This is a genomic window from uncultured Megasphaera sp. (assembly GCF_958350005.1).
Lineage (GTDB): Bacteria > Bacillota > Negativicutes > Veillonellales > Megasphaeraceae > Megasphaera.
On sequence record NZ_CATWFF010000126.1, the window covers coordinates 1 to 6,096 of the forward strand.

Genomic DNA, 6,096 nt, shown 5'->3' on the forward strand with positions numbered 1-6,096 from the left:
GGCACGTACGACGGCACGCAGGCTGCAGCGCTGGGCGGCTTCTATCGTCCCAACAAGAACGTTCTCCTCTCCCTGGGTGCATCCCACTCCTTCGGCGGCAATAACAAGACGGCCGCCAACGTAGGCGTCACCTTCGGTATTGGCCAGGGCGGCGAAGACGTTACGACCGTTGACAGCAGCACCGTCGATTCGATTCTGCAGCGCCTGGAAGCTCTCGATAAAGAAGTGGCCGGTTTGAAAGCAGAAAACAAAAAGCTGGCAGAAGAAAATGCACAGCAGAAACAGGAACTGGAAGCACTGAAGAAATAAACTCTCTCTTCGTGTGATTTCGGTCATATAAGGCCTGTTGGATGCGGCTCCTGGTGCAGGATGACTCCTGTGCCGGGAGCCGCATTTTTATTGCCTTTGCCGGGATGACAAAGCGCCTGTTTTTCTGTCAGTTTCTGCGGAAAAAGGCTGTTCAAGGACGAAAAACTCTGTTATGATAGTAGGCGTATATTACTTCATGTTGCAGGGAGCGTATAATCATGTTATTAGTTATTGATGTAGGCAATACCAATATTGTTCTCGGTGTTTTTAAAGGGACGGAACTGCTTGATCACTGGCGCATTTCCACGGACCGCCTGCGCACGACTGACGAATACGGCGTGCTCATTCGCAATCTCTTTCACCTGAATGGCCTTGATGCCAGTGTCGTACGGGCCATCATTATTTCTTCCGTTGTGCCGCCAGTCATGCCGACGCTGGAACGGATGTGCCAGCGCTATTTTGGCCTGAGCCCGCTCATTATCGGCCCTGGCGTCAAGACCGGCATGGATATTAAATATGACAATCCCCGCGAAGTCGGTGCCGACCGCATTGTCAATGCTGTGGCAGCCTATGCCAAATACGGCGGCCCGGTCATTATCATTGACTTCGGCACGGCGACGACCTTCTGCGCCGTCGATAAGAAGGGCAATTATCTGGGCGGCTCCATTTGTCCGGGCATTGGCATTTCTACAGACGCCCTTGTACAGCGGACGGCCAAGCTGCCCCGTATCGAAATCCGCCGGACAGATAAAGTCATTTGCCGCAATACGGTAGAAAGCATGCAGGCCGGCGTCTATTATGGCTTTGTCGGCCAGGTAGAATGCATTGTCAGCCACATGCGCAAGGAACTGGGAAGTCATGCCAAAGTCGTGGCAACGGGCGGTCTGGCTGTGGTCATTGCGCCGGCATCGACAGCGATTGACGTCGTCGAACCCATGCTGACTCTGGAAGGACTGCGAATTATTTATGAACGGAACTGTTAAGTCCCTGTCCATCGGGTCCGTCCATCTGGCCCGCCCCGTCGTGCTGGCTCCCATGGCCGGCGTCTGCGATCTGCCGTACCGCGTCATTGCCCGCCGCTATGGGGCGGCTCTGGTGTGTGCCGAAATGATCAGCGCCCAGGGGATTCGCTACCGCAATCAGCATACAGCAGAGCTCCTGCGCATTGACGAGCGGGAACATCCCCTGTCCATGCAGATTTTCGGCTCTGATCCAGCTGTCATGGCTCAGGCTGCAGCTGTCGTCGAAGAAGCCGGTGCCGATATTGTCGACATCAACATGGGCTGTCCCGTCAAGAAAATCGTCCGCAACGGCGACGGGTCGGCACTGATGAAGAATCTGCCCCTGGCCGAAGAGGTTATCCGGGCCGTTGTACAGGCCGTTTCCGTTCCGGTTACGGTCAAGATGCGCACAGGCTGGGACGACCGGGAATTTACGGCTGTCGAGCTGGCCAAACGGGCTGAGCAGGCCGGTGCCGCAGCCATTACCATTCACGGCCGCACGCGGGAGCAGTTTTACAGCGGCCGCGCCGACCGGCAGAAGATGCGGGCCGTCGTGGAAGCCGTCCAGATTCCGGTCATTGCCAACGGCGATGTAACTGACGGGCCGTCGGCTGCAGCTTTATTTGCCGAAACAGGCTGTCAGGGGATTATGATCGGCCGCGGCGCTCAGGGAAATCCCTGGATTTTCCCGCAAATATATCATTATATGGATACAGGCGAAATCCTGCCGCCGCCGTCGCCGCTGGAACGGTATGCCCAGATTTTGGAGCATTTCGAGGCGCTCCTGGCCTATAAGGGTGAGTACATTGGCGTGCGGGAAATGCGCTCTCATGCATCGTGGTATACGAAGGGCATGTATGGCTCGACGCGCCTGCGGGAACGGGTCAACCGGGCCCAGTCAGCTCAGGAATTTCGAGACATTATCCGTGCCATGATGGACGAGGAACAGCGCCGGCAGGACCGGGGAATTTATTGACATACCTGGCGGATACGCATATAATTAAACGTACAGTATATGAAAGGCGGAACGGATACTGCCCACCGGAAGCGTTCGTTCCGTCTCCTTACTATAGAATAAAGGAGTATGGTTATGGCTACCAATGAAACGCTGATTACGCAGGAAGGGCTGCAGCAGTTAAAAGACGAATTAAACGAACTGAAATCAGTTCGCCGTATTAAAGTTTCCAAACGAATTCAGGAAGCAATTGCCCTGGGTGACTTGAGCGAAAACTCGGAATATGACGATGCGAAAAATGAACAGGCCTTTATTGAAGGCCGTATTGCCGAACTGGAAGGCAAGATCCGCACGGCTAAAATCATTCAGGAATCGGATGACAGCTCGGCCAAAGTGCGTCTCGGCTCTAAAGTCATTCTGGAAGATGTAGAAACAGGCGACCGCTTTGATTATACCGTCGTCGGGACGGCCGAAGCCGATCCGTTCAACAACCGTATTTCCAATGAATCTCCTGTAGGCAAGGCAATTTTGGGTCAGACCATCAATGCCGATAACCCGACTGTCGTTACGGTCAAAGCGCCGGCAGGCGAACTGAAATATCGCATTTTGCCGCCTGATGCGGAATAAGCAGGAGAGGAGAACCTATTCATGGCAGATACAAAACCAGTGGAACCTGCAGTAGAGCAGGAAAAATTAAACGATCAGATGAAGGTGCGCCGCGAAAAGATGCAGGCCTTTATCGATGCCGGCGTGTATCCTTTCGGTCAGAAATTTGACTGGGATCATCACGCTCAGGAACTGAAAGACCAGGCAGAAGCCCTGGAAAAAGACGAAACCGTCGTCCGTATTGCCGGCCGCCTCATGGCTATTCGCCGTCACGGCAAGACTGCTTTCTGCGTGCTCCGCGATTTGAGCGGCGAAATTCAGCTCTATTTCCGCAAAGACGTACTGGGCGAAGATTCGTATGCCCTGTTTAAGCTCCTCGATATTGGTGATATTGTCGGCGTAGAAGGCACGGTCTTTACGACCCATACAGGCGAAACGACGGTACGCGTGGAAAAATGGACGCTCCTGTCCAAATCCCTGCGGCCCTTGCCGGAAAAATTCCATGGCCTGACCGATAAGGAAACGCGGTATCGCCAGCGCTATCTGGACCTCATTGTCCATCCGGAAGTGCAGGATACGTTTATTAAGCGGTCCAAGATTATTAAGGGCATCCGCAAATACCTGGATGATCGGGGATTCCTGGAAGTGGAAACGCCAATGCTGCACAACATTGCCGGCGGCGCTGCAGCCCGTCCCTTTGTAACCCATCACAATGCTCTGGACATCGACATTTACCTGCGCATTGCACCGGAACTGCATTTGAAGCGCCTTCTCGTCGGCGGTCTGGAACGGGTGTACGAAATGAACCGCTGCTTCCGCAACGAAGGCATTGACACGCGGCATAATCCGGAATTTACGACTGTCGAACTGTACCAGGCCTATGGCGATCTGGAAGATGTCATCAAAATTACGGAAGACCTCGTATCGAAACTGGCCATGGAACTGTACGGCACCATGAAGATTACCTATATCGACAAGGAAATCGACCTGACGCCGCCGTGGGACCGCATGACCATGATCGAAGCCGTACAGAAGTATACAGGCGAAGATTTCTCGAAGGTCACGACTGTTGAAGAAGCACGGGCCATTGCTGATAAACTGCACGTAGAATATGGCGAATACGACGGCATTGGCAAGATTATTAACGGCTGCTTTGAAGACTATGTAGAAGAAAACCTGATTCAGCCGACGATCATTACAGGCCATCCCCTGGAAATTTCGCCGCTGAGCAAGCAGGACCCGAAAAATCCGCTTCTGACCTATCGGTTTGAAGCCTTCATTTACGGCCGCGAACTGGCCAATGGATTCGGTGAATTGAACGACCCCATTGATCAGCGCAACCGCTTTATTGAACAGATGAAAGAACGGGAACACGGCGATGATGAAGCCCATCAGATGGACGAAGATTACTGCCGTGCTCTGGAATACGGCCTGCCGCCGACAGGCGGCCTGGGAATCGGCGTAGACCGTCTGGTCATGTTCCTGACCAACAGTGCCTCTATTCGTGATGTACTGCTGTTTCCCTTAAGCCGGCCGGAACAACTGTAAGACCTGCAGACACCCTTTGAACGTGTTTCGGAGGGTGTTTTTTATACAAAAGACAAGACAGGAGGACCTATGAAGTATCAAAACGTGCTGGCCCTGGCCGGCCTGTGGATTTGCTGTGCTGCGGCCTTTGCCGGAGCAGCCGGTACTGCTGTGGACAGCGATCACGCACTGTCTGCGGCGGCGCAGGCTCAGATCCAGCAGGATAAATCGAAAGGGGCATCTCATACAGAACAAAAAGAAGATCGCCTGTCTGACGGCACGGCTATGGATGCGGCCCAGATCGCCGCACTGACTGTCCGGACACCGGCGCCGCTGACGGCAGCGGACTTCGCTGTCGGCGGTCTTCATGGCGGCGATACTGTCGATATGGTAAAAAAAATGTACGGCAGTCCCGATACATACCGGCAGAGCGCCCATTATACGAAGCTGAGCTATGCCAGTGATGACCTCCACATGCGCATTATCAGCCGCAACGATATGGCCGATATTCTGAAGCAGACCGGCGAAACGCGCAAGGCCGTTCGTCCCGGTGTGGAAAGCGTCTTTTTAGCCAGCGGCAAAACGGTGGAACTGCCGCGGGGGCTGCGGCTGAAGGCGCCGGCAGAAGTGCTGCTCCGGCAATTTGGTACGCCCGAAACGATATTGCGCGATGCGGACTCCAATGTGTATTATTTCGTCTATGAAAGTCCGGAAAAGACGGAATCGCTGGTGTTTGCCATTGCGAACCGGAAAATCGAACGGGTTGCCCTCATGCCGCCGCGCCTGCCCTACAGCAGCAGCTTTTCCAGCCACGATGTAGTGGGAACACGGCAGAAAAAAGATTTTTCCCTCATGGGATTTTCGGTAAATGAGCCGTTCCAGGCGAATAAGTACAACATGTGGACCAATCTGATCAAACGGGAAAGCAATAATTTCTGGCTCTATGGTGATTACGGCGTAGAAGTAGACCGCCACAATACGGTGCGGAAAGTTTTCCTCCTGACCAATAATGCCTATACGAGCCGCGGTGCCACGCTGGGCTACCATATTTCGACGATTTTATCCCTTTACGGGCGTCCTGATCGGGTAGAAGTGGGGCCGGACAAAGATAAGTCTGTCGATGCCTACTATTATGATAGTCCCTTTCAGAAAGGTGTGTCTCTCGTATTTATTGTCAAACATCAGGAACAGTATGTTGACGATGTCATTTTAATCAGCGAACCGATTCATCATCTCCAGGATCCTATGGAACGATATGGACTGAAATAGCACAAAAGAGCCGTCGCCGAAGAGAAAAGGATCTCTTCACGCGACGGCTCTTTTATGTTACAGCCATAGAAATAGAAAAACCGCTTCCGGCCTCCCAAGCTAAGCGGTTTTTCTGAAACTATTTTGTGAGGCTAACCGTTACCGGTACAGCGTCTTTCTATGTATAGTATACAGGTCAGTGTCCATCCTGTCAAATCAGACGGTCACTGTTGCGTTGCTGTTAGAAATTTGTTATACTAAATCCTGGCGCTGTGCCAGAACGGTAGCGGTGAATCTGAGCCTCAGAAAGGACTGAGGCCTATGTCGAAATACGATTTCTTAGCGTTTTTAGTGTTACTATTTGCGCTGGCTCTTGTGTTACGGCCATAGAAATAGAAAAAACCGCTGCGGCCCACCAAGCTAAGCGGTTTTTCTAACTTCTTACTTATG

General features: G+C 52.8%; 6 protein-coding genes. All 6 read left to right on the forward strand.

Annotated features, from left to right (window positions below; genetic code table 11):
• A partial coding sequence (locus Q3886_RS07740) for a YadA-like family protein (protein ID WP_301860750.1) occupies positions 1-309 on the forward strand: 309 nt, incomplete at its 5' end.
• Positions 310-527: 218 nt separating this feature from the next.
• On the forward strand, positions 528-1,292 hold the full coding sequence (locus Q3886_RS07745; RefSeq protein WP_301860751.1) for a type III pantothenate kinase: 765 nt from the start codon (positions 528-530) through the stop codon (positions 1,290-1,292).
• Positions 1,276-2,286 (forward strand): tRNA dihydrouridine synthase DusB, encoded by a 1,011-nt coding sequence (dusB, locus tag Q3886_RS07750; protein ID WP_301860752.1) that lies wholly within the window; start codon positions 1,276-1,278, stop codon positions 2,284-2,286. Before Q3886_RS07745 ends, dusB begins: the two co-directional genes overlap by 17 nt.
• 114 nt (positions 2,287-2,400) lie before the next feature.
• Entirely contained in the window at positions 2,401-2,892 is a 492-nt protein-coding gene (gene greA, locus Q3886_RS07755; RefSeq protein WP_301860753.1) for a transcription elongation factor GreA, read from the forward strand.
• A gap of 21 nt (positions 2,893-2,913) precedes the next feature.
• The gene (lysS, locus tag Q3886_RS07760; RefSeq protein ID WP_301860754.1) at positions 2,914-4,419 is read left to right on the forward strand and encodes a lysine--tRNA ligase; all 1,506 of its coding nucleotides are present in this window, start codon (positions 2,914-2,916) and stop codon (positions 4,417-4,419) included.
• 69 nt (positions 4,420-4,488) lie between these two features.
• Entirely contained in the window at positions 4,489-5,667 is a 1,179-nt protein-coding gene (locus tag Q3886_RS07765; protein ID WP_301860755.1) for a hypothetical protein, read from the forward strand.
• Positions 5,668-6,096: the final 429 nt, after the last annotated feature.